Origin of the sequence: Rhizobium sp. WYCCWR 11146 (assembly GCF_013591995.1) — a bacterium.
Classification (GTDB): Bacteria; Pseudomonadota; Alphaproteobacteria; order Rhizobiales; family Rhizobiaceae; genus Rhizobium; species Rhizobium indicum.
This window is the reverse complement of record NZ_JACCEY010000031.1, coordinates 124,396-150,234: the sequence shown is the minus strand read 5'-3', so window position 1 is coordinate 150,234 and position 25,839 is coordinate 124,396. Positions and strand designations below refer to the sequence as shown.

Sequence of the window (25,839 nt, the reverse complement as noted above, 5' to 3'; positions counted from 1 at the left end):
TTGAGATCTCCTGTGCGTGACAGGGTTTCCTTAAGCGAACCGGACCGCCGTTCTCGCGCGCGCCTTTGCCGCTACCTCTTCGCGATCACGAGGAGGTTGAGACGTTTCCAGCGAATCGAGCAGCTCGCGGGCACATGCCGCGATCGAACTGACCGCGTGCTCGAATGCGACCTCGTTGCGCTTCGACGGCTTGGTCGTTCCGCTCACCTTGCGGACGAACTGGAGCGCGGCATCGTGGATCTCGTCGTCCGTCGCTGGCGGATCGAAATTGAACAGGGGTTTTATATTTCGGCACATGACTTGCTCCCGGTCATTTTCTCTCTTCCATTGAGAGGAGGCTGGCCAGCACAGAAAATAGTCGCGTGAGCGCTATTGGCAACCGGTCCAACGGCGGAACTCTACGCGTCGCAAGAGAGGGCGCAGCGCCTTCAGTTCGGTTTGTTGTCGTTGTCGACCTTGGAGCCGGATCATTTCGGATCGAATCGACCTGAAATCTGAATTCGTCTCTTCATCAGAAAGCTGCCGTGGGCGACGTCTTCTTGCGCCGCCAATAGCGGCCATCTGTTCGAGACGGGTGCCTTTCATGCTACGACGAGTGCATGTATTCCGCGTTGGCTTGTTCTTGGTCGGCGACGAAAGGAGCTTGCATTGAACCAATCGCAGCCAAATCGATTTCCATTTCACACGCAATGCCCGAGAGACGATGGATGCGGGGTCTTTGTTCTGCAGATGCTCACCGGCATGAGCTACGACGATGTGGCCGCCATGATCGATTGGGGCGACAGATCGGCGCATTATACAACCTGGAACGATCTTTGCGGCGTGTTGGCGGAGATCGGATTGTCTAACGAAGCCCCGATCAAAACCAGTCGATGGAGCGATATCCAGGGGGTTGCCATCGTCCACGTTCAGGGGGATCACTTCATGCTTTACGACGCGGAAAACGGTCTGTTTTATGACCCAGCAGAGATGGAAGGCCCAGGGGTTGCCAGCGATCGCGTTCCAACCAGCTATCTGACTGTATACGGCCCCAACCACCGCTAAACTTAGATCCTTCAGCACGGAAATCCGTCAGGCCAGCGTTCCACGCGATTGTTCGCGCCGAATAACATCACGTGCGCGTTCGCCGACTTGCCGGCAGCCTCAGACCTTCCTGAAGGTCAGATAGGCCGAAGACCGGCCCTCGCGCCGCGCCTTGGCCTCGTAACGTGTGCTCGGCCAGCCCTCATAGGGCGTCAGCCAATCGGCAGCATTGTCGGCGATCCAGTCGAAACCGCCATGGCCGCGGCATTTGATCAGCGTCCAGTTCACATAGGTGTCGATGTCGGAGGCGAAGCAGAACAGGCCGCCGGGCTTCAGCGCGCGATGAAAGCGGTCGAGATTGGTTTTCGAGACGAAACGCCGCTTCCAGTGCTTCCGTTTCGGCCAGGGATCGGGATAGAGCAGATCGATCTGATCGAGTGAGCTGTCCGGCAGCCAGTCGAGCAACTGCGTCGCGTCGTCATTATAGACGCGGATATTGGAGGCGCCCGTCTCGCCGATGCGCGACAGCAGCTTCTGCATGGAATTGACGAAGGGTTCGACACCGATGAAGCCGGTCGAAGGTGTCTCCAGCGCGCGGTGGATCAGGTGCTCGCCGCCGCCGAAACCGATTTCCAGCCGCAATCTTTCGACCGGAACCGGGAAGAGGGAAGTCAGCGGCTCCGGGGGAGCCGCTGCAATATCGATCAGGAATGCCGGCAACAGACTGTTCAGCGTCTCGGCCTGCTGTTCGCGCAGGGCCTTGCCCTTGCGGCGACCGAAGAAGGCTTCGGTCGCCCGGCCGCGGCGTTCCATATCCGTCATGCTTTATCTCAGGCCTTCACGCTTTCCTTGAGCGCCTTCACGAGGTCGGTACGCTCCCAGGAGAACGAGCCGTCGCGGCCGGCCTTGCGGCCGAAATGGCCATAAGCGGAGGTCTTGGCATAGATCGGCTTGTTGAGGTCGAGATGGCGGCGGATACCGGTCGGCGAAAGGTCCATGTTCTTACGGATAGCCGCTTCGATCTGATCCTCGGTAACCTTGCCGGTGCCGTGCAGGTCGACATAGATCGACAGCGGCTGGGCGACGCCGATCGCGTAGGAGATCTGGATCGTGCAGCGGTCGGCAAGACCGGCGGCGACGACGTTCTTGGCAAGATAGCGGGCGGCATAGGCGGCCGAACGGTCGACCTTCGTCGTGTCCTTGCCGGAGAATGCGCCGCCGCCATGCGGAGCGGCACCGCCGTAGGTATCGACGATGATCTTGCGGCCGGTCAGGCCCGCATCGCCGTCCGGTCCGCCGATGACGAACTTACCGGTCGGGTTGATGTACCACTTGCAATCGTCGGCGATCTTCAGCTCGCCGAGCGCTTCGCGGATATAGGGCTCGACGACGGCGCGGACCTTCTTCGAATCCCAGCTCTCGTCGAGATGCTGGGTCGAAAGCACGATCGAGGTTGCTTCCGACGGCTTGCCGTCGACGTAACGCACGGTCACCTGGCTCTTGGCGTCGGGGCCGAGCTTGGCGACTTCGCCGTCGCCCTTCTTGCGGGCAACTGCGAGCAGTTGCAGGATCTTATGGGAATAATAGATCGGGGCCGGCATCAGGTCCGGCGTTTCGCGGCAGGCATAACCGAACATGATGCCCTGGTCGCCGGCGCCCTCGTCGCCCTGCTGGTCGGCGGCGCTGTCGACGCCCTGCGCGATGTCGGCCGACTGCGAGTGCAAGAGCACGTCGATCTTTGCCTTCTTCCAGTGAAAGCCGTCCTGCTCATAGCCGATATCCTTGATGGCGCGGCGGGCGGCGGCCTTGAACTTCGAAGGATTGATGACGTCCTTGCCATCCTTGTCCTTCTTCATCAGGCTCGGCGGCAGGCGGACCTCGCCGGCGATGACGACGCGGTTGGTCGTCGCCAGCGTTTCGCAGGCAATGCGCACGCCCCACGGATTGACGCCGGTCTTGGCCGCTTCGCGGTAGACCAGATCGACGATCTCGTCGGAGATGCGGTCACAGACCTTGTCCGGATGACCTTCGGCAACAGACTCGCTGGTAAAGAGATAATTCGCGCGCATTTCGGGATTCCCCTCAAAGAATAAAAGCCACCTAGTAGGTACTCAGTTCGAGGGCCGATGACAAGCGCAGAAGGACATAAATATATCTTTATATCTGCGGCAAAGTGACAAATTTTGCCCCAAAAACGCAAAAAAGGCGGCCTTTCGACCGCCTTTCGAATTCTGCGCTGGTCGTGATTCAGTCGGCGTCGGCTTCAGCGGCCAGGGCTTTCACCAGCTCCACGACCTTGCGGCGAACCTTGGGATCGGAAATCTTGACGAAGGCGCGATTGAGCTGCAGTCCTTCCGAGGACGACAGGAAATCGACGACGTAATTCGAGCTGGAGGCTTCCATGCCGCCGCCGGCACTGGAATGTTCGCCGGGCGCGTCCTCGAAGAAAAACGACACCGGAACATTGAGGATGTTCGAGATATTCTGCAGACGGCTTGCGCCGACGCGGTTGGTGCCCTTTTCGTATTTCTGGATCTGCTGGAAGGTGATGCCAAGGCTTTCGCCAAGCTTTTCCTGGCTCATGCCCAGCATTGTACGGCGGAGGCGAATACGGCTGCCAACATGGATGTCGATCGGGTTAGGCTTCTTCTTGTTTTCAATCATGGTCGTGCCCTAGCTAAGAATTTCAACCTGTTTCTAACCGGCATGCCCCTGATCCATCCCAAAACGCCACGTTGCAAGCGGTGAGGAACCCACCTTCAAACATACGTTAAGAACGCCGATTGACATCACTATGCAATTTTAGGGGTTTTTGGTCAATTCAACCCGGAAATAAAACCTCTGCGAGAAATTAGCGCAATCAAAATCAGCAGCGCCTCGGTCAACCAGAAGTATGTTTGCCGGGGGAATGTCGTTCCGACTCCATCGCTGATGCTATCGAGCGTTGCATCGACGAAGCCTGTTTCTCCAAGATCGAGGCCCGCAATAATTTCCCCATGCGCATTCACCAGCGCTGAAATGCCGCTATTGGCGTCGCGAATCAACGGCAGGCCGGTTTCGACAGCCCGTACCCGCGCCTGCTGGAAATGCTGGTAGGGGCCGGGCGTTGTGCCGAACCAGGCATCATTGGTGATATTGAGGATCGCGTTGGCGTCTTTAATGTCACCGGTCATTTCGCCGGGAAAAATGATCTCGTAACAGATCAGCGGATAGAGATTGAGCCCGCCGGGCAGCGCCAGCAGGTGCCGGCTTGCCGCAGCCGAAAAGCCGCCCGGAATCTCGACGACGTTCTGGATGCCGAATTCGGTGAGCACGTCCTCGAAGGGCAGATATTCGCCGAAGGGCACCAGATGCACCTTGTCGGATGCGGCGATGATCTGGCCGCGGCCATCGATCACGTAGATGGAATTATAGTAGCGCGGCGGCGTGCCTGGTCCCATCTCCTCGGCGCGAACGGCGCCGGCGATCAGGATCTGATTGTCGTCGAGCGTATCGGCAATCCGCGTCAGCGCATCCTGATTGTCGGTCAGGATGAAGGGGATCGCAGTTTCCGGCCAGACGATGATATCGGGCTTGCGCCCGCCATTCTTCGGCGCTTCAGCCGACAGCTTCAGGTGCGTCTCGAAGATCGCGGCGCGGTCGACGTCGTTATCCATTTTCTCTGTCTGGTCGATCGCCGGCTGCACCAGCCGCACCACCTGCCGCTTGTCCTCAGGCAATGCGTCCGGCCGCGGCGCGAGATGGAGAGCATAGGCGCCATAACCGAGATGGGCAGCAAATAGCAGGACGGCGAGCGCGATGCCCATCCGTGCCCCTTGCCGCGTCCCGGCAAGGGCAGGCGCAGAAAAGACGAAGACGGCAAGGGCCGTCACGCCCATCGCCCCGATCACATGCGCCGACTGCATCATCAGCGGAACCGGCATGATGCCGTAGCCGATGGCGTTCCAGGGAAAGCCGGTGAGGATCACGCTTCGAAGCCATTCCATCAGCCCGAAGCCTGCCGCAAGCGCGGCGATCCGCCCCATGCCATCAGACCAGACGATGCGGGCAAGAGCGGCCGCCAGGCCGTAGAAGATCGCAAGACAGGCCGGCAGCCCGAGGATTGCCAGCGGCAGCGCCCAGGCAAATTCTTCCTGATCGACCAGCAGCGCATGGCCGAGCCACCAGAGGCCGGCGACGAAATAGCCGAAGCCGAACAGCCAGCCGGTGGCAAACGCCGGCCACAGCCTGCCGATCAGGCCGCTTTCAGGCGAAGCCGCCGCCCCGTCGATCAGCCAGATGAGCAGGGTGAAGGAAACGAACATCGCCGCGAAAAAGCCGATGGGCGGCAGCGCCAGAACCGCGAATGCCCCGGCGGCGATGGCCAGCAGCGACCGTTTGAAACCCCAGACGAGGATAACCCTGTCCGCAAGCCGCTCCATGCGCACTCCCATCAAACCGCGAATCAACCCATCCGCAGTCTTTCAAAAAAGCGGCTCTTTGTCCCGTCAGTTGGGTCCTGTCAGTTGGCGGTCGATTTCGCCGGCCGATCGTCGCCGGTCTCGGAGCCGCCATCCGCCTTGGCGCGGCGGCGGATCGCGTGGCGCTTGCGGGTGATGCGCAGCCGCTTGATGCGGCGCGGATCGGCGTCGAGGATGTGGAATTCGAAGCCCGGCAGCGCCTGGACGACCTCGCCGCGCACCGGGATGCGGCCGAGTGCGGAGAAGATCAAGCCGCCCAGCGTATCGACCTCGTCGACCTGCTCGCTGATGTCGAAATCCGGCCCGATCGCTTGGGCGATCTCTTCCAACTCGACGCGGGCGTCGGCGATGAACATGTCCTCGGCGACGCGCTTGAACATCACCTCTTCGTCGTCATGTTCGTCGTCGATGTCGCCGACCACCATTTCGACGATGTCTTCATGCGAGGCAAGCCCGTCGGTGCCGCCATATTCGTCGATGACGAGCGCCATCTGCGTGCGGTTCACCTGCATCCGGCGCAGCAGGTCGGACGCCAGCATTGACGGCGGCACGAACAGGATCTTGCGGATGATACCGGCCTCGGCCAGCGTCTTTTGCAGGTCGACGCGGGCGAGATCGAAATTCTGCTTGGCCGAACGCGTGGTCTTCTGGATGTTTTCGGGCGCAACCTCGATCGCCGGCACGACAGCGGCCGGTTTCGTCGGGCCGCGGCGCTTGTTGCGCGCCTGCTTGGCGACATAGGAGAGCAGGTCGCGGATATGGACCATGCCGCGCGGATCGTCGAGCGTATCGGCATAGACAGGCATGCGCGAGCGGCCGGATTCCTCGAAGAGGATCATCAGTTCGCCGATGGTGATGTTCTGATCGACCGCCTCGATATCGGCGCGCGGCACCATCACGTCGGCGACGCGAACCTCGCGAAAGCGCAGGATGTTGTTGAGCATCGCCCGTTCGTCGGGCGAAAAGGCGTCGTCGCCGGCCGCATCGGTCATCAGCGCGTCGGCGAGATCCTCGCGCAGTCGCGAGCCCTGCTGCGGGCGAAGGATGCGCGCGGCGCGCGACCAGAAGGATTGCGATCGGCCGGATGGCCGACTACTACTGCCTGCCTCGTCCGAAGAGGAGGATGGCTCGGAGTCCTTGGCGTCTGCCGCCGGCTTCGTCGTAAAGTCGCTCATGGTTCCATTTTAAGGTCTTGACCCTCGTAGGGATCAGATAGGCCGAGCTGGGCCAAAATGCGAGTCTCCAGCCCCTCCATAATTTCGGCTTCGGCACTATTCATATGGTCGTAGCCGAGAAGATGCAAGAAACCGTGCACCAGAAGATGGGTCAGGTGGTCGTCGAAACTCTTTTCGAGCTCGGCCGCTTCCCGCTCCAGCGTCTCCCGGGCGATGATGATGTCGCCGAGCATCGGGCCGGGCATCTTGCCGGGCCGAACCGGAAAGGCCGGAAAGGAGAGCACGTTGGTCGCCTTGTCCTTGCCGCGCCATTCCGCATTGATGTCCTGGATCGAGGCATCGTCGGTGAAAACAAGCGAAACCTCGGGCGGCATCGTCGGGAAGGGCTGCTTCTCGCTGTCGCGGAGATAGACCACTGCTGCGCCGAGCACGCGTTCGCAAAACGACAGCAGCGTCTCTTCACCGGGCCAGCCGATGTCCTCGACGCTGATCTGGATGTCGAGTTCGGCCATTAGCCCTGCCGGCTGACGTCTTCGGCGACGGCATAGGTGGAATCATAGGCCCTGACGATGCGCCCGACCAGCGGGTGGCGGACGACGTCGGTATCCGTGAAGCGCACGATCGAGATGCCTTCGACGCCGTTCAGAAGCTGCAAGGCCTCGACGAGGCCGGATTTGACGCCGCGCGGCAGATCGATCTGGCTCGGGTCGCCGGTGACGATCATCCGCGCATTTTCGCCGAGACGCGTCAGGAACATCTTCATCTGCATCGACGTCGTGTTCTGCGCTTCGTCGAGGATGATGGCGGCATTGGCGAGCGTGCGGCCGCGCATGAAGGCGAGCGGCGCGATTTCGATGACGCCGGCAGTGATCGCCCGGTCGACCTTGTCGGCAGGGATCATGTCGTAGAGCGCATCATAAAGCGGGCGAAGATAGGGATCGACCTTTTCCTTCATGTCCCCGGGCAGGAAGCCGAGGCGCTCGCCGGCCTCGACGGCCGGGCGCGACAGGATGATCTTTTCGACCGCGCCGCGCTCCAAGAGCTGGGCGGCATGGGCGACGGCGAGATAGGTCTTGCCGGTGCCGGCCGGGCCGACGCCGAAGACAAGCTCGGCGCGTTCCAGCGCCCTGATATAGGCGTCCTGGGTTGGCGTGCGTGCGATGATCGTCTTCTTGCGGGTGGAAACCTGCGCCATCGTCAGCTTGGCCTTGCGCTCCATGGTCGGCAGGCTGAGCTGATCGTCGGCGGCGACCGCCATGCGGATTGCACCCTCGACGTCGGATCGTTCCACGCTGCCGCCTTTCTGAAGTTTTTCATAGAGATAGTCGAGCGTGCGCCGCGCCTGATTGGTGGTCACGATATCGCCGGTGATGACGACCGAATTGCCGCGTGCCCGCGCATCGATATTCAGCCGTTGCTCGAGCAGCTTGAGGTTTTGGTCGAATTGACCAAAGAGCTCGCTGGCGAACCGGTTGTTCTCGAACGTCAGGACGAAGTGATTGGTATCGCTCGGCGTGCGGGGGTGGCGCGGTGAAGAAGAAACCAATTCTTGTCCGTTCAAGCGGTCGGGCTCCTTGGGTTAGACCGCAGCCTCTGCGCGTTCGGCAAACAGGCTGTTTGTTCCGGTCCCTGTGATTCGCACTTTAATAATGTCACCGATTTGCGATGCTTTTGCATCAACATTCACTGATTGAAGCCAGGGAGAACGTCCGATTAGTTGTTCCGGCATGCGACCGGGCTTTTCGAGCAACAGGTCGATCTCTTTGCCGATGCAGGATTCGGCAAATTCCTGCTGCTGCTTCAGAAGAAGCATTTGCAGGCGTTCCAGCCGTTCTGCCTTGATCTCTTCCGGCACCTGGTCCTTCAGCTCCGCGCCGGGCGTGCCCGGCCGTGTCGAGTATTTGAACGAGAAGGCCTGTGCATAACGGACCTCCTCCACAAGTCTCAATGTATCCTTAAAATCCTCATCTGTCTCCCCCGGAAAGCCGGTGATGAAATCGCCCGACAGCGCAATGTCGGGCCGCACCGTGCGGATGCGCTCGATCAGCGCCAGATATTCGGCCGCCGTGTGGCGCCGGTTCATCGCTTTCAGGATGCGGTCCGAGCCCGATTGTACCGGCAGGTGCAGATAGGGCATCAGTGCGCTGAGGTCGCGATGGGCATTGATCAGCCGGTCGTCCATGTCGCGCGGATGGCTTGTGGTATAGCGCAGCCGCGCAAGGCCGGGGATCTCGGCCAGCCGGTAGAGCAGGTCGCCGAGGCTCCATGCCTCGCCATGGCTCCCGGCGCCGTGCCAGGCGTTGACGTTCTGCCCGAGCAGGGTGATCTCGCGCACCCCGCTGTCGGCGAGCTTTTCGGCTTCCTCGACGATCTGGGAAACCGGCCGCGACACTTCCGAACCGCGTGTATAGGGCACGACGCAGAAGGTGCAGAATTTGTCGCAGCCTTCCTGCACCGTCAGGAAGGCGGTGACGCCGCGGGCGCGGATCCTCCGGCTCTCGGCGATCGGCAGATGCTCGAACTTGTCCTCGATCGCATATTCGGTGTCGACGACGCGCTGGCCTTGTTTGGCCAGGCGTAGCGCCTCCGGCAGGCGATGATAGGTCTGCGGGCCGATGACGACGTCGACGGCGGGCGCGCGGCGCAGGATCTCCTCGCCTTCGGCCTGGGCGACGCAGCCGGCAACGCCGATCATCATCTCCCGTCCGTCCGCCGCCTTCTTCTTTTTCATATCGCGCAGCCGCCCGAGCGCCGAATAGACCTTCTCGGCCGCCTTCTCGCGGATATGGCAGGTGTTGAGGAGAACGAGGTCCGCCTCTTCCATATCTTCCGTCGGCTCATAGCCGTCGCGGGCGAGCGCATCGCTCATACGCATGGAATCGTAGACGTTCATCTGACAGCCGTAGGTCTTGATGAAGACCTTGCGGCTGTTGCTGCCGTCGCGGAGGCTCTCGCTGGGAATTGCCGCCGGGGCCTGGAGAAGGGCGCTGTCCTGTGTCATGGCGCGCTATTTAGTGGTTTTTGCCGCCGGAGAAAATCGAAATCTTGTTTCAGGAGATTTCTCGCCCGCGCAAGCGGCTGTTCAGGAGGTTGCGGATGCGCAAGGCGATTGTCGCGCTCACCTCCTTGCGGCTGGTCTTGGCGCGATAATCGACCGCCTCGCCGAAGGAAACCTCGGCGTCGATGGCGCCGCAGCGCACGATGTCGAGGAGGTGCGGCAGCAGCTCGATATCACCCGGCCAGGCGGCGAGCGGCCGGTGATAGCGCCCCATGGCGATGCCGTGCACCCTGGTATAGGCAACCGCCACCGGCTGCACCACGACGGTTCCCGTCGGCGAATAAGGCACCGCCATCGCCGCGGCGCCGAACAGCGAGGACTTGACCTCGAGCAACCGGTTGCCGTCCGAGGTCGTCCCTTCCGGGAAGAGCACGACGATCTCGCCGTCTGCCATGCGCCCGGCGATCTCGTTTGCCTGGTGACCGGTCTTGCGCCGCTCCTCGCGCACGACGAAGACGCTCTTCTGCAGCTTGGCAAGCGTGCCGAAGATCGGCCAGTCGCTGACCTCGATCTTGGCGATGAAGGCGACGTCGGCAACGGCCGACAGCACCATGATGTCAAGCCAGGAGGAATGGTTGGAGCAGAGCATCAGCGGCCGGCGGTCTTCGAGCTTGCCCATGACGCGGACGCGGATGCCGAGACAATAGCAGACGATCCGGTGCCAGACGCGCGGAAGCCGGCGCCGCAGCCGCCAGTCGAAACGCAACGCCAGCACCTGCAGCGGCATGAATACGATGCTGACGGCAAGGATGACGACCGCGGCGAAGGCGATGCGCAACCAGGCGATCAAATGCTGGTCTCCCGGGCTGCCATTGCGTCAGAGATCTTCTTTCTTCAGCGGAACGCCATAGAGCTCCAGCCGGTGGTCGACCAGTCGGAAGCCGTGCTCGCGGGCGATGCGCTCCTGCAGCGCCTCGATCTCCGGCGAGCGGAATTCGATGACCGTGCCGGTCTTCAGGTCGATGAGATGGTCGTGATGTTCTTCCGGCACCGTTTCGTAGCGCGAGCGCCCGTCGCGGAAGTCGTGGCGGGCGATAATGCCGGCATCCTCGAACAGTTTCACGGTGCGATAGACGGTCGAGATCGAGATCTTCGCATCGACTTTCACCGAGCGGCGGTAGAGTTCTTCGACGTCGGGATGATCTTCCGAGTCTTCCAGGATGCGCGCGATCACGCGGCGCTGCTCGGTCATGCGCATGCCGCGTTCGGTGCAAAGCTCCTCAAGGGTCTTGGCTACATCAGTCATCGCCGGCCTATAGAGATATTCGTGTTTCGACAACGCCGCACGGCATTTGCGCCGGCCTGCATGTTATCTCGCTGCCAGGGAACTACCGAAGAACGCGCTTCATGACAAGCGCCGTGGAGAGGGCGCCGTTTTCTTGTTTGTAGTAACCCTGACGTTCGCCGACCTTTTCGAAGCCGAGCTTGCGGTAGAGGCCAAGCGCTGCCGTATTGCCGTTGTCGACCTCGAGAAACATGCTCTCGCCGCCGCGCGACCGCGCTTCCCGCATCGCCGCCTGCATCAGCCGCCAGCCAAGCCCGGCACGGGCGACCTTCGCCTGCACGGCAATGGTCAGGATCTCCGCCTCGCCGGCGACATGGCGGGCGAGGATGAACCCCGGAAGCGGCTTTTTCAGGATGGCATTGGTCTGGCGCGCGACGAAGCCGAAGACGGTATCCTGCATCAGCAGGCCGTGAAATTCACCGTCGCCCCAGGGCCGGGCGAACCGCTCGCCGTGCAGGACGGCGACATCGCGGCAATCCTCGCGCTCCATGGCGATGATCTCGAATTCCGGTTTCAGCGTCAGATAGGCTTCCAGCATCGTCATACTCGTCGCGCAATCGCGTACCCGGCCTGCGGCTTGGCATCGGGTCCGCGCAGATAAAGGGGCTTCGGCTTTCCGGCATCGGGGGAGGCGGCAGCGCCCAGGCGCGCCACGACGGAGATCGGGAATCTGTTGGTGTGATCGTCGCCGGCGTCGGCCTTGAGGAGGGGCGTCGCCGAACCGATAATCTCGCCGTCGAAGCCGGCAGCATATGCCTGCGCTTCCGCAACGCCGACTGCCCGTGGCGCGTCGAGGGGCGAACCGTCGGCCGCGAAGGATTGGAGGTAGATTTCGTCCCGCTTGGCATCCATCGCCGCCAGCACGGCGCGATGAGGCGTCTTGTCGCGCTGGGCTGATGCCATGACTTCGAGCGTGGTGACGCCGACGGCCGGCACATTGAGGGAAAGCGCGAAACCGCGGGCTGCGGCAACGCCGACGCGGATACCGGTAAAGGAGCCGGGACCGATGGTGACGGCAAGGCGGTCGATATCCGAAAGGGCCACTCCCGCCTGATCGAGCGCGCGATCGACGATACCAATCAGATGTTCAGCATGCCCCTTGCCGATCATGTCCGATGCCTCCCCCAGCACCGTATCCCTGCCGCTGTCATAGACAGCGGCAGCGCAGTCCACACCCGCCGTGTCGAGCGCCAGAATGATCATGCCATCAATTTCCGAATAAACCAGTGTCGCCTATCGATAAATCCGTTCGGCCGAACCTGAGATGAACGGCGGGACGAATTCAGGATTTTTAAGCGGCAATCACTTCCTGCACTTCCGGAACGAAATGGCGCAGCAGGTTCTGGACGCCGTGCTTCAGCGTTGCCGTCGAAGACGGGCAGCCGGCGCAGGAACCCTTCATGTTCAGATAGACCTTGCCATCCTTGAAGCCGCGGAAGGTGATGTCGCCGCCGTCCTGGGCAACAGCCGGGCGCACGCGGGTCTCCAGAAGCTCCTTGATGGTCAGCACGATCGATTCATCGCCTTCGTCGAAGAATTCGTCGCCGGCATCGGCGTCTTCGGAAAGGATGGAGGCATCGCCCATGACCGGCTTGCCGGACATGAAATGCTCCATGATCGAGCCTAATATAGCCGGCTTAAGATGCTGCCAGTCGGCATTATCCTTGGAGACGGAAATGAAATCATAGCCGAAATAGACGCCGGTAACGCCTGATATTTCGAACAGGCGGGCAGCGAGCGGCGAGGCTTGAGCCTCCTCAGTGCTGCGGAACTCGGCCGTGCCGTTCTCCATCACCACCTTGCCCGGCAGGAACTTCTGCGTGGCGGGGTTCGGCGTGGCTTCGGTCTGAATGAACATCTGGTTCTCCATGCGGCCGGCCCATGGTCTCGGCCGTCTTTAGAATTCTTCAAAAGAAGATAAGCCGATTGACGGCTCTAATCAAGAGACTTGTACTCAAGAAATGCTACAGTTAGAGCATGATGTCGTCCGAAAACCGCTCACAGTTTTCGGCATCATGCTCTAGCAGAGAGCATCGATTTCCTCGTTGGTCAACGTATCCGGCAGCACGGTGACCGGTATCGGAAACGCCGCCGCGCGACCGGCGACCGAGGAGACCAGCGGCCCTGGACCTTCCTTTGCCGAACCGGCGGCCAGAACCAGGATCGCCACATCGCGGTCTTCCTCGATCACGGCGTTGATCTGTTCGGCAGCACCGCCCTCGCGGATGACGACCTCAGGCTCGATGCCGATGGTCTCGCGCACGATCTGGGCGATCTTGGCAACCACCGCCTCGGCCTCCTCACGCGCTTCGGCCCGCATGATTTCTTCGACGCCGAGCCATTGCTGGAAATCCCCATCCGGGATCACGTAGAGCAGAACCAGCCCGCCATTGGAATTCTTCGCGCGCCGGCCGGCATAATGAACGGCGCGTTGGCATTCGGGTGTACCGTCGATTACCGCCATGAATTTGCGGCGGTGACCTTCGAGCCGTGAGAGTCGCTTCGATACCATGGCGCGGACTCTGACACCCGAAGCGGAAAATTTGCAAGCCCAGTTTTTGCCCTGATGCCCGAGAAGAAATCCCCTTCTCCCCAGGGGAAGTCCCCTTCTCCCCTGGCGGGAAAAAGGGGAGATCTATCTCAATAGAGGAAGCCGATGACGTCGCGCACTTGTTGCATCGTCACCTCGGCGCGGGCCCTTGCGCGTTCGCCGCCCTTGCGCAGGATAGCGTCGATATGGCTGGTATCGTCCATCAGCCGGCGCATTTCGCCGGTGATCGGCGCCAGCACGTTGATTGCCAGGTCGACCAGCGCCGGCTTGAAGACGGAGAATTGCTGGCCGCCGAATTCGGCAAGCACGTCCGCCTTCGATTTGTCGGCGAGTGCGGCATAGATCGCCACCAGATTGTCGGCTTCCGGACGGCCCTGCAACCCGTCGACCTCGCTCGGCAAGCCGTCCGGATCGGTCTTGGCCTTGCGGATCTTCTTCGAGATCGCGTCCTCATCGTCCATCAGGTTGATGCGCGAGAGATCGGAGGGGTCCGACTTCGACATTTTCTTGGTGCCGTCGCGCAGCGACATGACGCGCGGCGCCGGCCCGCCGATCAGCGGCTCGACCATCGGGAAATAGGCATGCACCGGCTCGTTGCCGACGGTGATGTCGACGCCGTAACCGGTCCTGCTGATATGCTCGGCATAGTCGAGGTTGAACTTCATCGCGATGTCGCGGGCAAGCTCCAGATGCTGCTTCTGGTCCTCACCAACAGGCACATGGGTCGCGCGATAGACGAGAATGTCGGCGGCCATCAGGCTCGGATAGGCATAGAGCCCGAGCGAGGCCTGCTCGCGGTCCTTGCCGGCCTTGTCCTTGAACTGGGTCATCCGGTTCATCCAGCCGATGCGGGCGACGCAGTTGAAGATCCAGGCGAGTTCGGCATGCTGCGGCACGGCCGACTGATTGAAGACGATATGCTTTTCCGGATCGATGCCGGCGGCGATGAAGGCGGCGGCGATCGAGCGCGTCTGGCTCGGCATGTCCTCATGCACGAGTTGGGCGGTGAGCGCGTGCATGTCGACGACGCAGTAGATGCAGTCATTGCCTTCCTGCAGCGCCACAAACCGGCGGATCGCGCCGAGATAATTGCCGAGATGCAGATTGCCGGTCGGCTGCACACCGGAGAATACGAGTTTCTTGAATTCGCTCATGTCGTCCTCAATAGGCTGGTGGAGGGCCCACGCTGTCACAGTTTAAATTGCTGCAGAATGCAGCAGGGCTTTTCGCCCATGTTGTTAACGCCGCGGCTTATGCACGGGCAACCGGTCGCAATCAAGGGGTTCAGGCGGCCGTGTGCTGGATCAGATCGAAAGTGTTGCCGTAGGGATCCGCAAACACCGCCACCGTGCCGTAAACCTCGTGACGCGGCTCTTCCAGAAAACGCACGCCGGCTGCCAGCATCGCGCCATGGTCGCGGGCGAAATCGTCGGTCTTCAGAAAGAAGCCGACACGCCCGCCGGTCTGATTGCCGATGGCCGCGCGCTGCGTCTCGTCTGCCGCCTGCGCCAGCAAAAAGGCGGCTCCATCCCCACCCCTCGGCTTCACCACCACCCAGCGCTTGCCCTCCGGCTGCAGCTCGTCCTGAAGGCAATCGAAACCGAGACTATCGCAATAAAAAGCCTTGGCGCGGTCGTAGTCGTCGACCACGAGGGTGACGAGGAAAAGAGACTGGATCACCATGTGTTGCCTCGCGTTTGAGATGTTTATTCCAGTTTGGGGCGGCAATTCCCGGATTTTAAGCCGAATTGATCAATCGACTTACTCATAATTGAGTATAAAATTTCACAAAAAAGCTTTTTTTGAACCGAAAATCCTGCGCATGGTGCCGGCGCCGTTGGGGTCGCTGGGATAGCCGATCGGAGCGACCATGCAGAACGCAATTTTGCTCGCCATGGCAGGCCTTTTCGCCTTTCAATCAGCAACGGGTGCCGTCGGTCAAGACATGAAAAGGCATGCCGTTCATCTTGCAAAACATCAGGCACGTCTCGCCTACACGGTCCAGACCGTCAGCGTTCGTGCCAGCTGCTTTCCGGGGCGCCTGCGAGCGATCCTGTCGCATATTGCTGCGAAGACCGGCCGACGCCCTGTGATAACCTCGGGCCACAGGCCGCATCCCCGCCGCCATGGGTCCCTGCATGGGAAATGTCTGGCGGCCGATATCAGGATGCCCGGCCTGTCGGAGCGCACGATCATTGCTGCCGCAAGAAGCGCGCCGGGCATCGGCGGCATCGGCAGCTATTGCAACGGCATCATCCATGTCGACGTCGGACCGCAGCGACGATGGGTGGATTGCTGAGGAATCATCCGGTCCGCCTTTTCCCATTCCGGTTTAAGGATCGCCGATTCAGTGGCGGCGAAAAGACCTACCGCGACCACCTCTATTGGCCGCTCCGCGGCGTCACCGCCACCCGCAGGAGACGCATGAATAGTTTTGTATCGTCATCGAGGCTGGAACCATTCCATTGCGCGTGTTTGATCCCATCCATTGCAGCCATCATGATACTGGCCAGTTGAACAGGCGAGGCCTGCAGCGGTTCGAGATCTATTTCCCTGGTTGCCGCGGCGGCATTCAGCGTCTGTGTCAGCATCGTCGATAGCCGTGTCCGCGCGTCGAGCGTGATATCCGCAGCCAAGGCCATATTGGCGGCAAACAGTTCTTCTGCATCGGAACTGCCGCCAAAAGGGGCGATTAACTCCCGCTGAAACACCGCTATGGCCTTTTCCATGCGGTCAAAGGTGTTCCCCTGTCCTGCCAGGGCCGCTCCCACCTCATCCAGCGCGCGAATATGCGCTCGCATGGAACCGGCTCGGAAAAGCTCTTCCTTGCTGTTGAAGCTCAGATAGAGCGATGCTCGCGAAATTCCTGCGGCGCGCGCAATGTCGGCCATGGAAGTTTTTCGAAAGCCGAAACGCACGAACACCGGCAGGGCAGCATCCAGGATTTGGGTGATTTTCCGATCATTCTGCATCATTTGGACAGACTGGCATTTCATGACCATTCTGTCAAAAGACGAGTAGACAAATAATGTATAGATGTCTAAGTCGATGAAGGCGCATCGATGCGCAGTCAGGAGATACCCATGAGTATCACGTCAGATAATTCTAATGGCGCCATCGTATTGGTGACCGGCATTGGCGGATTTCTCGCAGGCCACATTGCCTTGCAGTTGCTCAAGCAGGGGTATCGGGTCAGAGGAAGCCTGCGCAGCATCGGTACAAGCGCTGCGACGGTCGGTCTGCTTGGAGCGCACACTGACGGGCAACTGCAAAACCTCAGTCTGGTGCAGGCCGATCTTGATAGCGATGGCGGTTGGGCTGCGGCTGTCGAAGGATGCGACTATGTCATTCACACCGCATCGCCTTTCCCTCCGGGATATCCTGAAAATGAGAATGCACTGATCCAGACAGCCCGCGATGGTGCGTTGCGCGTGCTTCGCGAGGCGCATCGGGCACGGGTCAAACGTGTGGTTCTGACATCCTCTATAGCTGCCACCAACCATGGCGACGGGCAGGCGCCCTTTACCGAAGAGAATTGGACCGACCCGGAAAGCCCGCGGGCGACGCCCTATTACAAATCCAAGACGCTGACTGAGCGGGCCGCCTGGGCCTTTGCTCATGAAGTCGGGCTCGATCTGGCCGTGATCAATCCAAGCACGATCCTCGGGCCGTTGCTCGGGCCGAATTTCGGGACGTCTGTTGGATTGATCCACCATTTGATGACGGGACGATTCAACGGTATCCCGCGCTTTGGCTTCTCCGTCGTGGATGTGCGCGATACCGCCGATGCCCACATTCGAGCGATGACCAATCCTGCTGCCGGCGGCCAACGGTTCATCATCGGTGGACGGTTTTTCTGGCTCAAGGACCTTGTGGCCATTCTTGCCCATTCCTTTCCCGACCATGCCTCCCCCCTGCCGTCCGGGGAAGTCCCTGATGAGATCGTTAGGGTCATGGCGCAATCCGACCCCAATGCGCGAACCATTGTTCATGAGCTCAATCGCGATCTCAGCGTCAGTGCGGCAAAAGCCCACTGCGTCCTCGGATGGAGCTCACGCCCAGAAGAGGAATGCATCCGTGCCAGCGCCCAAAGCCTCATCGACTTGGGATTGGTGCCGGCTTAGCACGATGCGTAGATTCAAATAGCTTTTGCTTTCAATTGGAGAACGGACATGACAATCCCGACCGTCGACGCATCCTCGCCGGCCAGTAAGGCCAACCTTCTTCGCGAAACGGAGCGCGCGAGGCTGCGTGCCCTGGTCAACGCCGATATTGTTCGGGCACAACAGCTTCACGCTCCGGACTTCCAGCTGATAACGCCAATCGGTGCTACGCTTTCAAAGGAAGAATATCTCGGTGCGATCGCCTCCGGGCAGATCAAATACCTGATCTGGCGGCCCGCTGACATTGCCGTGCGCCTTTATGACGGGGTCGCCGTTCTTCGGTATCGTGCTCAGCTGGAGGTTGTCTTCGGTGGCCACAAAGTCGCTCTCAACGATTACTGGCACACTGACACGTATGAGCGGCATGACGAACGATGGATGGTTGTCTGGTCGCAAGCCACAGCCATAAAGTAGCCGGCGTCACGGTGGTTACGACCGGCCTCACCCGTCCTTAGCCGGCGCCTGCTTGCGGTTCAGATTGCGTCGGATCATGCCGAGATTTGCCCCGCCGACCAGGAAGGCGGTGGCGAAATAGATCAGCATGGCGATTGCAATCAGCAACCCGAGGGTGCCGATCTTGGTGAGAAGCGGCGCACCGGAAGCAAGCCAGGGCGCCCAATATTGCTTGAGGAAGACGATGGCCGCACCCATGACGGCCGCAGCGACGATCAGCAGGGCGGTGCGCTTTGCCAGCGCCCATTCCCATGTCAGGTGGCCACGGCGCAAAAGCGTGGCAAACAGCAGCACGGTGCTGATCCAGCCGGCGGTGGCTTCGGCAACCGCGATGCCGGGCGCGCCCATATAGGGGAAGAGCGTCAGCGCCGTGGCGCAGTTGGTCGCAACCGCAATGGCCGAAAAACGCATCGGCGTCTTGGTGTCCTCGCGGGCATAGAAACCGGGCTGCAGCGCCTTGATCAGCACAAAGGCCGGCAGGCCGATGCCGTAAATCGCCAGGATCGAGCCGACGACGGCGGTGTTTTCCTGATGGAAGGCGCCGCGCTCGTAGAGCACGCGGATGATCTCGTCAGAGAGGATCCAGAGCGCGAAGGCGGCGGGGATCGTCAGGAACAGCACGAATTCGATCGAGCGGTTCTGCAGGTTTCCGGCCTCGCGCAGGTTGCCGCCCTTCAGCGCCCGGGCAAGTTCCGGCAGAAGCACCACGCCGACGGCGACGCCGACGACGCCGAGCGGCAGCTGATAGATGCGGTCGGCATATTGCAGTGCTGCGATCGCGCCGTCGCGCGACGACGCAATCGCCTGGCCGATCAGCTGGTTGATCTGGGTGATGCCGCCGGTCACCGCAGCCGGCACCGCCAGGATCAGCAGCCGCTTGACATTCGGCGTCATCTTCGGGAAACGGAAGCCGATGCTCATGCCGGCCGCAAGCACGCCGACATAGACGACGGCGAGTTGCAGGACGCCGGCGGCAAGAACGCCCCAGGAGAGATACCAGGCCGTCGCCAGCGGATCGGCGCCGGTATAGAGCGCATAAAACAGCGCCCCGATCATCACCACGTTGAGGAAGACGGGCGCGATGGCGGCGGCGAAGAAATGATGCAGCGAATTCAGCATGCCGCTCATCATCGCCGTCAGCGACATGCACATCAGATAGGGAAACATCACGGCCGCCATGCGGATCGTGATTGAGAACTTTTCGGGATCGTCGGCAAAGCCCGGCGCGATGACGAAGCGCACCAAGAGCGGCATGGCAAGCTCCATCACGATGGTGATGAGCAGCAGCACCGAAAACAACACGCCGAAGACTTCTTCCGAAAAGCGCTTGGCGCCGTCCGTACCGTTCGCCTCGATCTCCTTGGCAAAGAGCGGCACGAAGGCGGCGTTGAAGGCCCCCTCGGCGAATAGCCGGCGGAAGAGATTCGGAAAGCGGAAGGCGGCGTAGAAGACGTCGGCCATCGGTCCGGTGCCGAGGGCCGCAGCCATCAGCGTTTCGCGGGCGAAGCCGAAGATGCGGCTGCCGAGGGTGGCGCCGCCGACGGTCGCGAATTTCTTGACCAAGCTCATGCGTTGGGGCTCATGCGTTCAGGCTCATATGGGGGAACCGGCCTTCTTTTCGCTGGCGGGCGGGGTCCGGGCGGTGGCGGCGGGTGCGATGATGCCGGAGGGCATGCGCTCGCGCAGCTCGTCTTCTTCCTCGGCCATGACGGCCTTCATCCGGGCGGTGATGTTGGCGCGCTTGCTGTCGCCTGATATTTTCTGGCCGACCAGATCGGTAACGTAGAAGGTGTCGATCACCTTCTCGCCGAAAGTGGTGATCCGGGCCGACTGGATGTCGAGCGACAGATCGGAAAGGACGGCGGTGATCTCCGACAGCAGCCCCGGCCGGTCGAGGCATTCGACTTCGATGACCGTGAACTTGTTCGACAGGCTGTTGGTGATGTTGACCGACGGCGGAATGACGAAGGCCTTGCTCTTCTTGCGGTTGCGCGCGCGCGTGGCGATGACCTCGGGCAGCCGCTTGCGGCCGGACAGCACGTCCTCGATCATCCGGCCGATCGTCGCGGCCCGGCGCAGTTCGTCGGCATCGTCGGTGAATTCGCGGCTGACATGGATGGTGTCGAGTGCCCGCCCGTCCGATGTCGTGAAGATCTGCGCGTCGACGATGTTGGCCCCGGCCGCGGCACAGGCACCGGCAATGACGGCGAGCAGCCGCGGATGGTCGGGCGACAACACGGTGATCTCGGTGATTGCGTGGAAACTGTCGGTGCGCACCGTGGTGGCGAGCGCCTGGCCCGCCTTATCCGCCTGGCGGATGAAATCAGCGTGGCGGATCTGGTCTTCCAGCGGCACGGAGAGCAGGTAGGGCTGGTAGTGCAGCTTGGTATAGGTATTGCGGTCCTTCTGGCTCCAGTCGGCGAGTGCTGAATGCAGCGCCTCGGCGGCGGCATTGGCCCGCTCCTTGCGGGAGACCTCCGAAAAGCCGCCGGCAAGCAGCAGCTCGGTTTCGTAATAGAGCGTGCGCAGCAGCTGGCCCTTCCAGCCGTTCCACACACCCGGACCGACGGCGCGGATATCGCAGATCGTCAGGATCAACAGCATCTTCAGCCGGTCCAGCGACTGCACGCGGTCGGCGAAATCGGTGATGGTCTTGCGGTCGGTGAGGTCGCGGGTCTGCGCCACCATCGACATGGTCAGATGTTCTTCGATCAGCCAGACGACGATTTCCGTCTGCTTCTGCGACAGGCCGAAGCGGGAGCAGAGCTTACGGGCGACGCGGGCGCCGGCGATCGAATGATCCTCCTGGCGGCCCTTGGCGATGTCGTGGAGGAGCACGGCGACATAAAGCGCCTCGCGGTCCTCGATGCCGGGCATCAGCTTGTTGGCGAGCGGATGCAGATCCTCGGCGCGGCCCTTGTCGATCTCGGAGAGAATGTCGACGGTGCGGATCAAATGTTCGTCGACCGTATAGTGGTGATACATGTTGAACTGCATCATCGCGACGATCTTGCCGAATTCGGGGATGAAGCGGCCGAGCACGCCGGCTTCGTTCATCCGGCGCAGGATGAGCGCCGGATCCCGCTTCGACGTCAGGATCGACATGAACAGACGGTTCGCCTCGTCGTTTTCCCGCAAGGCATTGTCGATTAGGGCGAGGGAACGGGTAACGCGTTTCAGCGCGTCCGGATGGAATTCCAGCCCGTTGATGTCGGCGACGTGGAAGAGCCGGATGATGTTGACCGGATCGCGCTTGAAGACCTCGGGGTCGGCCAGCGCAATGCGGCCGCGGTCTTCGACGAATTCGACGCTGCCGGCGATCTTGCGGTTGCGATGGGTGAAGCGGCTGATGACGCCGGTGAGGCCGGGGATCGACTTCGCCTGCTGGTCTTCAAGCGCGGCGCAGAGGATGCGCGTGAGATCGCCGACATCCTTGGCGACGAGGAAATAGTGCTTCATGAAGCGCTCGACGGCCGAAAGGCCCGGGCGGGTGTGATAGCCGAAGGCTTCGGCGATCTCGCGCTGGATATCGAAGGACAGACGCTCCTCGGCCTTGCCGGTCAGGAAGTGCATATGGCAGCGCACTGCCCAGAGAAAATCGTCGGCTTTCTCGAGCAGGCGGTATTCGTGCTTGGAGAGCACGCCGAGTTTGACCAGCTCCGCCTGGTCGCGCACGTGATAATAATATTTCGAGATCCAGAACAGCGTGTGCAGGTCGCGAAGCCCGCCCTTGCCTTCCTTGACGTTCGGTTCGACGAGATAACGCGTGTCGCCCGCCTTGCGGTGGCGCTCGTCGCGCTCGGCAAGCTTGGCGGCGATGAATTCGGGCCCGGTGCCAGTGACGATCTCCTTGTCGAAGCGGGTCTCGAGCTCGGTTTCCAGCCGCTGCAGGCCGCAGATATAGCGCATCTCCAGGATGGCGGTGCGGATCGTCATGTCGGACTTGGACAGCGCGATGCATTCCTCCACCGTGCGGGTGGCGTGACCGACCTTGAAGCCCATGTCCCAGAGCACGTAGAGCATGAATTCGACCGCTTTGTGCGTCTCTTCCGCCGGCCTCGGCAGGAAGAGGAACAGCAGGTCGATATCCGAGCCCGGCGCCAGCGTGTCGCGGCCGTAGCCGCCGACGGCGGTGACCGCGAACTTGTCCTTCTGTTGCGGAAAGATATGGGCGGTGGCGAAATTGTAGAGGACGGTGGTGATCTGGTCCTGCAGCCAGGAAATCCGGTAGGCGCAATTGAGCCCGCCGCCGTCGGCCATCAGTGCCTCGCGCGCCTTCTGCCGGCCTTCGGTGCTCGCCTTCTTGAGCACCGCCAGAAGATCGGCGCGCAGGACGTCCGGCCGGTTCCGGTTGGCCTCGGCAACGGCGTCACACTGCTTCTGCAAGAGCTCGACGTCGAGGATATTGGAGAAATCGAGGTCGCGCATCGCTGTCGCCGGGGCGGTTTCCTGTTCATGCCGGACTGCCGGTTCACGGCCTGCCGCTTGTTTCGTCTGCATGCGCTATAGCCCCTTTGCCCGGCGATTGACACGGGCTTTCATACTGCAAGAACGTTTAAATTTGGCGAAATGGTGTTGGTTCGCCGCAAGAGGCGAGAGCGCTTTGACGCAAGGCGCCGGCTTTCCCGGATTCCTCAGCCGGCGGCCCGCGCATTCAGCAAATGCAGCACCTGCCGTGTCTCGCGCATGATCTCCTCGAGCGCCTGCCTGTCGCATTCGCGATAGCCGGCCTTGGCAATCGAGGTTCCGAGCTCTGAGATCACGGCGCAGCAGCGGGTGATTTTCAGCATGCCGATCGGCGACGTCCAGCCGCGGGCATTGCGGTCCTTGTCGGCGCGCCGCATCGTATCGAGCATGGAGCAGATGAGCGAGAGGCGCTCGGTTTCGCGAACCAGTTTCTCCATGAACATGGCGCGCTACTCCTATTTCAGCTTTTTCTTGAGGTCGTAAAGCGCATCCATTGCCTCGCGCGGCGTCATGTCGTCAAGGCTCATCGCCTTTAGCGCCTCCTCGACCTTGGAGGCCCCGCGGGCGGTTTCCTCGCGGCGCACCGCCACCTGGAAAAGCGGCAGGTCGTCGATCAGCTGGCTCGCCGGGTTCTTGCGGTCGGCATCTTCCAGACGGGTAAGCACGTCGCGGGCGCGTGCCACGACCGAGGCCGGAAGTCCGGCAAGGCGCGCGACCTGGATGCCATAAGAGCGGTCCGCCGCGCCCGGCCCGACCTCATGCAGGAAGATGACGTCGCCGTCCCATTCCTTGACGCGCATCGTGGCGTTCGATAGCCGGCCAAGCTTTTCCGAAAGAACCGTCAGCTCGTGGAAATGCGTTGCAAACAGCCCGCGGCAGCGATTGGCTTCATGCAGGTGCTCGACGGCGGCCCAGGCGATCGACAGGCCGTCGAACGTAGCGGTGCCGCGGCCGATCTCATCGAGGATGACGAGCGAACGGTCGCTCGCCTGGTTGAGGATCGCCGCCGTTTCCACCATCTCGACCATGAAGGTGGAGCGCCCGCGCGCCAGATCGTCGGACGCGCCAACGCGCGAGAAAAGCCGGTCGACGATGCCGATATGGGCCGATGTCGCCGGCACGAAGGAGCCCATCTGCGCCAGGATTGATATCAGCGCGTTCTGGCGCAGGAAGGTCGACTTGCCGCCCATGTTCGGGCCGGTCAGCAGCCAGATCGCGCCGTCCCGGTCGCCGGTCCTCGGCGAGAGATCGCAATGATTGGCGACGAAGGGGCCGCCCGCCTGCCGCCGCAGCGCCTGCTCGACGACCGGATGGCGCCCGCCCTCGATGGCAAACATCTTCGAGCCGTCGACCTGCGGGCGGCAATAGGCCTGCTCCTCGGCGAGAAGTGCCAGGCCGGCGGCGACGTCGATGACCGCAAGCGCCCGGGCGCCGGATTTGATCGCCTCGGCTTGCGCAACGACGGCCGCCGTCATCCTGTCGAAGGCTTCGAGTTCGATCGTCAGCGCCTGGTCGGCGGCATTGGCGATGCGGCTTTCGAGGTCGGCAAGTTCGGTCGTGGTGAAGCGCATCGCGTTCGCCATCGTCTGGCGGTGGATGAAGCGGGCCTTCGCGTCCGCCGTCTCCGTCATCGGCGAGGCATTGCCGGCGGTGACTTCGATAAAATAACCGAGGACATTGTTGTGCTTGATCTTCAGCGACCGGATGCCGGTCTCCTCGGCATATTGCAATTGCAGGCCAGCGATGACGCGACGCGACTGGTCGCGCAGTGCCCGGACCTCGTCGAGCTCGGCGTTGGCGCCGTCGCGCAGGAAGCCGCCATCGCGTTTCAACAGCGGCAATTCTTCGGCAAGCATCTCGGCAAGCAGCTTCTCCAGGGCCGCGGGAAGGGCCTGCAGCCCGGATAGCGCCTGGCCGAGCTCTTCGGGCAGCATCGCCTTGCCGAGCATGGCCGCAACTCCGCCGGCCGCTTCAAGGCCCTGGCGGATCGCCCAGAGATCGCGCGGGCCGCCGCGGTCGAGCGCCAGGCGCGACAGGGCGCGCGGCATGTCGGGCACATGTTTCAGCGTGTCGCGCAGATTGCCGCAGAGCAAGGGTTCGTCGATCAGGAAGCCGATCGAATCGAGCCGCGCATTGATGCGGGCGGGGTCGGTCAGCGGCGACATCAGCCGTTCGGCGAGAAGCCTGGCGCCGCCGCCGGTGACGGTGCGGTCGATCGCCTTTAACAGCGAGCCGTTGCGATCGCCCGAAAGCGTGCGGGCAAGTTCGAGATTGGCGCGGGTGGCGGGATCGATGAACAGCGTCGAAGCGGCACTTTCCCGTTCCGGCTTTCCAAGCGGCGGCCGCTCGGCAATCTGCGTTTTCTCGACATAGGCGACGGCGGCCGCCGCCGCCGCCAGCTCGGCGCGTGAGAAGGTGCCGAAGCCATCGAGCGTCGCGACGCCGAAATACCGCGCGATCCGGCCTTCGGCGCTGGCGCTGTCGAAGAGCACGGAAGGCTGCGGCACGGCTGTGCGGCCGAGTACGTCGAAGACCGGCTTGAGTTCGGGATCGTGGAAGATCGTATCGGGCAGGATAAGCTCGCGCGGATCGATGCGCAGGATATCGGCAAGCAGCCGCGAGGCTTCGGTCTCGGCAAGCCGGAAGACGCCTGTGGAAATATCGATCCAGGCAAGCGCCAGCAAGGCCTCGCCGCTGGCGCGAATGCGGGTCAGCGCCATCAGATAGTTGGATTCCGAGGGCGAAAGCAGCTTTTCCTCGGTGATCGTGCCGGGAGTGACGAGGCGGACGACGTCACGCTTGACGACGGATTTCGCCCCGCGTTTTTTTGCTTCGGCCGGATCTTCGATCTGCTCGCAGACGGCGACGCGGAAGCCGAGCGAAATCAGCTTCTGCAGATAATCGTCGGCCGCATGCACCGGAACGCCGCACATCGGGATATCCTGGCCCATGTGCTGGCCGCGCTTGGTCAGCGTGATACCGAGCGCGCGTGAAGCTTCCAGCGCATCCTCGAAGAACAGCTCGTAGAAATCGCCCATGCGATAGAACAGAAGCGAACCCGGATTGTTCGCCTTGATCTCGATAAATTGCTCCATCATCGGCGTCGCCGAGGCACGGCTTTCCGCCGTGGCGAGCTCTGCCGCCGAAAAGGCTTCATTCCCTGTGTCTATTCGTGCGTTCACGGAGGTGGAGTTTTTCCCAAAA

At 61.8% G+C, this 25,839-nt stretch carries 26 protein-coding genes; 4 read left to right on the top strand and 22 right to left on the bottom strand.

What is annotated here, in order from left to right; genetic code table 11:
• Positions 1 to 30: 30 nt before the first annotated feature.
• A complete protein-coding gene (locus tag HX899_RS25060) occupies positions 31 to 297 on the bottom strand; it encodes a DUF2277 domain-containing protein (RefSeq protein ID WP_011650185.1) in 267 nt (88 codons plus the stop codon).
• Positions 298 to 648: 351 nt separating this feature from the next.
• Here HX899_RS25060 and HX899_RS25055 point away from each other — a divergent pair, with 351 nt between their 5' ends.
• Complete coding sequence (locus HX899_RS25055) at positions 649 to 1,044, top strand: hypothetical protein (protein WP_246697179.1); 396 nt, start codon at positions 649 to 651, stop codon at positions 1,042 to 1,044.
• A 99-nt stretch (positions 1,045 to 1,143) separates the two neighbouring features.
• On the opposite strand, the gene HX899_RS25050 is transcribed toward HX899_RS25055, so the two are convergent.
• The 16 genes from HX899_RS25050 to HX899_RS24975 all read right to left on the bottom strand — a co-directional run bounded on the left by HX899_RS25050 (position 1,144) and on the right by HX899_RS24975 (position 15,235).
• A complete protein-coding gene (locus tag HX899_RS25050; protein WP_181293672.1) occupies positions 1,144 to 1,845 on the bottom strand; it encodes a tRNA (guanosine(46)-N(7))-methyltransferase TrmB in 702 nt (233 codons plus the stop codon).
• A gap of 8 nt (positions 1,846 to 1,853) precedes the next feature.
• A complete protein-coding gene (gene metK / locus HX899_RS25045) occupies positions 1,854 to 3,092 on the bottom strand; it encodes a methionine adenosyltransferase (protein WP_003544852.1) in 1,239 nt (412 codons plus the stop codon).
• 178 nt (positions 3,093 to 3,270) lie between these two features.
• Positions 3,271 to 3,687: a helix-turn-helix domain-containing protein gene (locus tag HX899_RS25040; protein WP_003544853.1), complete on the bottom strand. Its 417-nt coding sequence runs from the start codon at positions 3,685 to 3,687 to the stop codon at positions 3,271 to 3,273.
• 152 nt (positions 3,688 to 3,839) lie between these two features.
• Complete coding sequence (lnt, locus tag HX899_RS25035; RefSeq protein ID WP_181293671.1) at positions 3,840 to 5,444, bottom strand: apolipoprotein N-acyltransferase; 1,605 nt, start codon at positions 5,442 to 5,444, stop codon at positions 3,840 to 3,842.
• Positions 5,445 to 5,524: 80 nt separating this feature from the next.
• Entirely contained in the window at positions 5,525 to 6,658 is a 1,134-nt protein-coding gene (locus HX899_RS25030) for a hemolysin family protein (RefSeq protein WP_138332292.1), read from the bottom strand.
• The gene (gene ybeY / locus HX899_RS25025; protein ID WP_181293670.1) at positions 6,655 to 7,170 is read right to left on the bottom strand and encodes an rRNA maturation RNase YbeY; all 516 of its coding nucleotides are present in this window, start codon (positions 7,168 to 7,170) and stop codon (positions 6,655 to 6,657) included. Before ybeY ends, HX899_RS25030 begins: the two co-directional genes overlap by 4 nt.
• On the bottom strand, positions 7,170 to 8,219 hold the full coding sequence (locus HX899_RS25020) for a PhoH family protein (RefSeq protein WP_003544862.1): 1,050 nt from the start codon (positions 8,217 to 8,219) through the stop codon (positions 7,170 to 7,172). The genes ybeY and HX899_RS25020 overlap by 1 nt, the downstream gene beginning before the upstream one ends.
• A gap of 18 nt (positions 8,220 to 8,237) precedes the next feature.
• Complete coding sequence (gene miaB / locus HX899_RS25015) at positions 8,238 to 9,659, bottom strand: tRNA (N6-isopentenyl adenosine(37)-C2)-methylthiotransferase MiaB (RefSeq protein ID WP_138388347.1); 1,422 nt, start codon at positions 9,657 to 9,659, stop codon at positions 8,238 to 8,240.
• A 49-nt stretch (positions 9,660 to 9,708) separates the two neighbouring features.
• A complete protein-coding gene (locus tag HX899_RS25010) occupies positions 9,709 to 10,506 on the bottom strand; it encodes a 1-acyl-sn-glycerol-3-phosphate acyltransferase (RefSeq protein ID WP_138332295.1) in 798 nt (265 codons plus the stop codon).
• A 27-nt stretch (positions 10,507 to 10,533) separates the two neighbouring features.
• A complete protein-coding gene (locus HX899_RS25005) occupies positions 10,534 to 10,962 on the bottom strand; it encodes a Fur family transcriptional regulator (RefSeq protein ID WP_003544875.1) in 429 nt (142 codons plus the stop codon).
• 82 nt (positions 10,963 to 11,044) lie between these two features.
• The gene (locus tag HX899_RS25000) at positions 11,045 to 11,545 is read right to left on the bottom strand and encodes a GNAT family N-acetyltransferase (protein ID WP_003556053.1); all 501 of its coding nucleotides are present in this window, start codon (positions 11,543 to 11,545) and stop codon (positions 11,045 to 11,047) included.
• Positions 11,542 to 12,204 carry a tRNA (adenosine(37)-N6)-threonylcarbamoyltransferase complex dimerization subunit type 1 TsaB gene (gene tsaB, locus HX899_RS24995; RefSeq protein ID WP_138332296.1) on the bottom strand — a complete coding sequence of 221 codons (663 nt, stop codon included), beginning with the start codon at positions 12,202 to 12,204 and terminating at the stop codon, positions 11,542 to 11,544. Before tsaB ends, HX899_RS25000 begins: the two co-directional genes overlap by 4 nt.
• Before the next feature lie 88 nt (positions 12,205 to 12,292).
• On the bottom strand, positions 12,293 to 12,859 hold the full coding sequence (locus tag HX899_RS24990) for a NifU family protein (protein ID WP_012755783.1): 567 nt from the start codon (positions 12,857 to 12,859) through the stop codon (positions 12,293 to 12,295).
• A gap of 162 nt (positions 12,860 to 13,021) precedes the next feature.
• Positions 13,022 to 13,513: a universal stress protein gene (locus HX899_RS24985; protein ID WP_003544884.1), complete on the bottom strand. Its 492-nt coding sequence runs from the start codon at positions 13,511 to 13,513 to the stop codon at positions 13,022 to 13,024.
• A gap of 128 nt (positions 13,514 to 13,641) precedes the next feature.
• A complete protein-coding gene (gene trpS / locus HX899_RS24980) occupies positions 13,642 to 14,706 on the bottom strand; it encodes a tryptophan--tRNA ligase (protein WP_181293669.1) in 1,065 nt (354 codons plus the stop codon).
• A gap of 130 nt (positions 14,707 to 14,836) precedes the next feature.
• On the bottom strand, positions 14,837 to 15,235 hold the full coding sequence (locus HX899_RS24975; RefSeq protein ID WP_181293668.1) for a VOC family protein: 399 nt from the start codon (positions 15,233 to 15,235) through the stop codon (positions 14,837 to 14,839).
• A gap of 187 nt (positions 15,236 to 15,422) precedes the next feature.
• On the opposite strand from HX899_RS24975, the gene HX899_RS24970 reads away from it, so the two are divergent.
• A complete protein-coding gene (locus HX899_RS24970; RefSeq protein WP_138388346.1) occupies positions 15,423 to 15,851 on the top strand; it encodes a D-Ala-D-Ala carboxypeptidase family metallohydrolase in 429 nt (142 codons plus the stop codon).
• An 82-nt stretch (positions 15,852 to 15,933) separates the two neighbouring features.
• Here HX899_RS24970 and HX899_RS24965 read toward each other — a convergent pair whose 3' ends face one another.
• The gene (locus tag HX899_RS24965; protein ID WP_246697178.1) at positions 15,934 to 16,527 is read right to left on the bottom strand and encodes a TetR/AcrR family transcriptional regulator; all 594 of its coding nucleotides are present in this window, start codon (positions 16,525 to 16,527) and stop codon (positions 15,934 to 15,936) included.
• Positions 16,528 to 16,635: 108 nt separating this feature from the next.
• Here HX899_RS24965 and HX899_RS24960 point away from each other — a divergent pair, with 108 nt between their 5' ends.
• Both HX899_RS24960 and HX899_RS24955 read left to right on the top strand, forming a co-directional pair.
• Complete coding sequence (locus HX899_RS24960; protein ID WP_181293667.1) at positions 16,636 to 17,676, top strand: aldehyde reductase; 1,041 nt, start codon at positions 16,636 to 16,638, stop codon at positions 17,674 to 17,676.
• A gap of 48 nt (positions 17,677 to 17,724) precedes the next feature.
• On the top strand, positions 17,725 to 18,129 hold the full coding sequence (locus HX899_RS24955) for a nuclear transport factor 2 family protein (protein WP_138332300.1): 405 nt from the start codon (positions 17,725 to 17,727) through the stop codon (positions 18,127 to 18,129).
• Between the two features lie 27 nt (positions 18,130 to 18,156).
• Here the strand turns inward: HX899_RS24955 and murJ are convergent, their stop codons facing one another.
• The 4 genes from murJ to mutS form a co-directional block, all read right to left on the bottom strand.
• Complete coding sequence (gene murJ / locus HX899_RS24950; protein ID WP_138332301.1) at positions 18,157 to 19,737, bottom strand: murein biosynthesis integral membrane protein MurJ; 1,581 nt, start codon at positions 19,735 to 19,737, stop codon at positions 18,157 to 18,159.
• Between the two features lie 24 nt (positions 19,738 to 19,761).
• Positions 19,762 to 22,668 carry a [protein-PII] uridylyltransferase gene (locus HX899_RS24945; RefSeq protein WP_138332302.1) on the bottom strand — a complete coding sequence of 969 codons (2,907 nt, stop codon included), beginning with the start codon at positions 22,666 to 22,668 and terminating at the stop codon, positions 19,762 to 19,764.
• A gap of 134 nt (positions 22,669 to 22,802) precedes the next feature.
• Entirely contained in the window at positions 22,803 to 23,078 is a 276-nt protein-coding gene (locus tag HX899_RS24940; protein WP_003544896.1) for a hypothetical protein, read from the bottom strand.
• 12 nt (positions 23,079 to 23,090) lie between these two features.
• On the bottom strand, positions 23,091 to 25,817 hold the full coding sequence (gene mutS, locus HX899_RS24935) for a DNA mismatch repair protein MutS (protein WP_138332303.1): 2,727 nt from the start codon (positions 25,815 to 25,817) through the stop codon (positions 23,091 to 23,093).
• Positions 25,818 to 25,839: the final 22 nt, after the last annotated feature.

What these genes read in the sequence shown, in the direction of transcription:
- HX899_RS25060 (WP_011650185.1), bottom strand. Translation starts at nt 297, where the DNA reads ATGTGCCGAAATATAAAACCCCTGTTCAATTTCGATCCGCCAGCGACG.
- HX899_RS25050 (WP_181293672.1), bottom strand. Translation starts at nt 1,845, where the DNA reads ATGACGGATATGGAACGCCGCGGCCGGGCGACCGAAGCCTTCTTCGGT.
- metK (WP_003544852.1), bottom strand. Translation starts at nt 3,092, where the DNA reads ATGCGCGCGAATTATCTCTTTACCAGCGAGTCTGTTGCCGAAGGTCAT.
- HX899_RS25040 (WP_003544853.1), bottom strand. Translation starts at nt 3,687, where the DNA reads ATGATTGAAAACAAGAAGAAGCCTAACCCGATCGACATCCATGTTGGC.
- lnt (WP_181293671.1), bottom strand. Translation starts at nt 5,444, where the DNA reads ATGGAGCGGCTTGCGGACAGGGTTATCCTCGTCTGGGGTTTCAAACGG.
- HX899_RS25030 (WP_138332292.1), bottom strand. Translation starts at nt 6,658, where the DNA reads ATGAGCGACTTTACGACGAAGCCGGCGGCAGACGCCAAGGACTCCGAG.
- ybeY (WP_181293670.1), bottom strand. Translation starts at nt 7,170, where the DNA reads ATGGCCGAACTCGACATCCAGATCAGCGTCGAGGACATCGGCTGGCCC.
- miaB (WP_138388347.1), bottom strand. Translation starts at nt 9,659, where the DNA reads ATGACACAGGACAGCGCCCTTCTCCAGGCCCCGGCGGCAATTCCCAGC.
- HX899_RS25005 (WP_003544875.1), bottom strand. Translation starts at nt 10,962, where the DNA reads ATGACTGATGTAGCCAAGACCCTTGAGGAGCTTTGCACCGAACGCGGC.
- HX899_RS25000 (WP_003556053.1), bottom strand. Translation starts at nt 11,545, where the DNA reads ATGACGATGCTGGAAGCCTATCTGACGCTGAAACCGGAATTCGAGATC.
- tsaB (WP_138332296.1), bottom strand. Translation starts at nt 12,204, where the DNA reads ATGATCATTCTGGCGCTCGACACGGCGGGTGTGGACTGCGCTGCCGCT.
- HX899_RS24990 (WP_012755783.1), bottom strand. Translation starts at nt 12,859, where the DNA reads ATGTTCATTCAGACCGAAGCCACGCCGAACCCCGCCACGCAGAAGTTC.
- HX899_RS24985 (WP_003544884.1), bottom strand. Translation starts at nt 13,513, where the DNA reads ATGGTATCGAAGCGACTCTCACGGCTCGAAGGTCACCGCCGCAAATTC.
- trpS (WP_181293669.1), bottom strand. Translation starts at nt 14,706, where the DNA reads ATGAGCGAATTCAAGAAACTCGTATTCTCCGGTGTGCAGCCGACCGGC.
- HX899_RS24975 (WP_181293668.1), bottom strand. Translation starts at nt 15,235, where the DNA reads ATGGTGATCCAGTCTCTTTTCCTCGTCACCCTCGTGGTCGACGACTAC.
- HX899_RS24970 (WP_138388346.1), top strand. Translation starts at nt 15,423, where the DNA reads ATGCAGAACGCAATTTTGCTCGCCATGGCAGGCCTTTTCGCCTTTCAA.
- HX899_RS24965 (WP_246697178.1), bottom strand. Translation starts at nt 16,527, where the DNA reads ATGATGCAGAATGATCGGAAAATCACCCAAATCCTGGATGCTGCCCTG.
- HX899_RS24960 (WP_181293667.1), top strand. Translation starts at nt 16,636, where the DNA reads ATGAGTATCACGTCAGATAATTCTAATGGCGCCATCGTATTGGTGACC.
- HX899_RS24955 (WP_138332300.1), top strand. Translation starts at nt 17,725, where the DNA reads ATGACAATCCCGACCGTCGACGCATCCTCGCCGGCCAGTAAGGCCAAC.
- murJ (WP_138332301.1), bottom strand. Translation starts at nt 19,737, where the DNA reads ATGAGCTTGGTCAAGAAATTCGCGACCGTCGGCGGCGCCACCCTCGGC.
- HX899_RS24945 (WP_138332302.1), bottom strand. Translation starts at nt 22,668, where the DNA reads ATGCAGACGAAACAAGCGGCAGGCCGTGAACCGGCAGTCCGGCATGAA.
- HX899_RS24940 (WP_003544896.1), bottom strand. Translation starts at nt 23,078, where the DNA reads ATGTTCATGGAGAAACTGGTTCGCGAAACCGAGCGCCTCTCGCTCATC.